Here is a 2,023-nt window from a genome sequence, read left to right on the forward strand (position 1 = left end):
GTTTGTATTTTAAGTTAAATGTTTGTTCAATGCAGTGTAACCGAAAGCGAGTTGATTTGAGTAATGTATCAGAAACCAAGTTATAAGAAGAATATTAACATAGAAAATTACTTTATTCGAAGAGAATTTATAGTTTTTAGAACAGATAAAGCTTCATTTATAAATTTACCCAATCATAATCGTCATATTGGTTTTTGATTGAGTAATAATTTTATTTATCAGAGTGAAAAAAATTGTAATCAAGTAGCAATCGGTTTAATTTATGATAATTATTATTCTATTGTAAAATATGATGAAAATTTAAAGCGTAATATTTGAAAGAGTTTAACTGGAACGGAATTAATTAATTTATATAATCAATATAAACAAAATTACTCTACTAATATGAAAGAAGCATTATTTTCAAGTGAACCTAAAAAAGTAAAAACAAATAAAAATAATTTAGCAAATTTAAGTGTTGAAAAAGAAGAACAATTAATTAAAGACTTAAAAAGTTTAAATTAAAATATTTCCCAAAAAGTTTTAAATAATATACAAAGTTTTAAGATTATATATTAAATAGACATAACATATAAAGTTCACTGTATATTTTAAAACACAATAGTATAGTGTCTGCGATCACCTTTAAAGTGAAGCGAAAGGCAAAAGGTGAAAAAATGTTTAAAACAAATTTAGGAAAATTAATAAATGGAGATGCTTTGGAATTTATAAAGACATTAGAAAACGATAGCGTTGATTTAATTTTAACTGATCCACCCTATTTATATAATTTACCAAAAAGAAAAAACGAGCAAATAAATAAAAATAATATATCAAAAAGTATAAATAAATATATTAATGCTATCTATGATAATAATTTGCATAATTCATTTGATATAAATACTTATTTAGATGAATTTTACCGAATTTCAAAAACTAAATTTATGTTAATTTGAATGAATAGACAACAAATTATTGATTATTTAGATTGAGTTCGTAAAAAAGATATGCTTTATGATTTTATTCTTTGAAACAAAACAAATCCAATGCCAACTAATAATCATATTTATCAAGATAAAGAATACTGTATGATAATTTATTCTAAAAAACATCGAATTCCGAATTATAAAAAAGATTATGAAAGTAAAAAAAACAATTTTTAATTATTCAATCGGAAAAAAATTAACGAGACACCCAACAAAAAAACCACTATATATATTTAATCGATTAATTAGTAAATATAGTAAAGAAAATGATTTAATTTTAGATTGTTTTATGGGAAGTGGCACAACCGCGTATGCTTGTGAACAATTAAAACGAAAGTGATTGGGTTGTGAAATAAATAATGAATATTACAAAATAATTAAAAAAAGATTAAAAGATATTCAGTTTAAATTTGAATTTTAAGAGAAAGGAAAGAAAAAATGAATATTGCTTCAATTTTGGCTAAGTTAGAAAAAATAGAATTAGAACAAGAAAAACAAAAACTTTATTTAATTGCATTATCTAATTGTGGTTTGTCTGACGTAGAAAAAACAGAATTATTAAACAACATTAATTTAATTGATGAAGAATATAAACAAAAACAAAAAGATAAACGACAAGCTAAAAAATTGGGCCTTAGTTATGCTAAATATAAAAAAATGCAAAAACAATAATTATTTTTTATTAATTAAAAACATAAATTATATAGCAGTTTTAATTGCGATGATGGTTGTATTATCCCAAGTAATGCGAATACAAATTATTTTAAGAACATCAATTCCATTATTTTTAATTCCAGTTTTTATTAGTACTTTTATTTTAAATTGATATTGATGTTTATTTATTGGTTTTGTTGGTCATTTATTAGTTGATTTATCATTATGAGGTTTTACGCTAGGATCATTATGTTGAAATTTAGGAACTGGTTTATTAGCAATTTTATTAAGGATTATTTATTTAATAAAATGTCATAATTTCTGAAAAATTATCCTACTATTATTAATAAATTTAATAATTTATTTTCCAATTGATTTTATACTTTTTTGATTAAATCTTGGAA

Annotated in this window: 4 protein-coding genes and 1 pseudogene; all 5 read left to right on the forward strand. The window is 21.5% G+C overall.

Annotation, left to right across the window (positions count from 1 at the left end; genetic code table 4):
• Positions 1-63: 63 nt before the first annotated feature.
• Positions 64-504 (forward strand): DUF3627 domain-containing protein, encoded by a 441-nt coding sequence (locus C6B38_RS02585; RefSeq protein ID WP_105298544.1) that lies wholly within the window; start codon positions 64-66, stop codon positions 502-504.
• A 125-nt stretch (positions 505-629) separates the two neighbouring features.
• The gene (locus C6B38_RS02590; RefSeq protein WP_146693275.1) at positions 630-1,142 is read left to right on the forward strand and encodes a site-specific DNA-methyltransferase; all 513 of its coding nucleotides are present in this window, start codon (positions 630-632) and stop codon (positions 1,140-1,142) included.
• Complete coding sequence (locus C6B38_RS02595; RefSeq protein WP_105298546.1) at positions 1,117-1,386, forward strand: site-specific DNA-methyltransferase; 270 nt, start codon at positions 1,117-1,119, stop codon at positions 1,384-1,386. The genes C6B38_RS02590 and C6B38_RS02595 overlap by 26 nt, the downstream gene beginning before the upstream one ends.
• 17 nt (positions 1,387-1,403) lie before the next feature.
• Entirely contained in the window at positions 1,404-1,637 is a 234-nt protein-coding gene (locus tag C6B38_RS02600; protein WP_105298547.1) for a hypothetical protein, read from the forward strand.
• 49 nt (positions 1,638-1,686) lie between these two features.
• Positions 1,687-2,023 (forward strand): annotated as a pseudogene (locus tag C6B38_RS02605) (hypothetical protein); the annotation flags it as partial.

The organism is Spiroplasma sp. ChiS, from assembly GCF_002968355.1.
Classification (GTDB): Bacteria; Bacillota_I; Bacilli_A; order Mycoplasmatales; family Mycoplasmataceae; genus Spiroplasma; species Spiroplasma citri.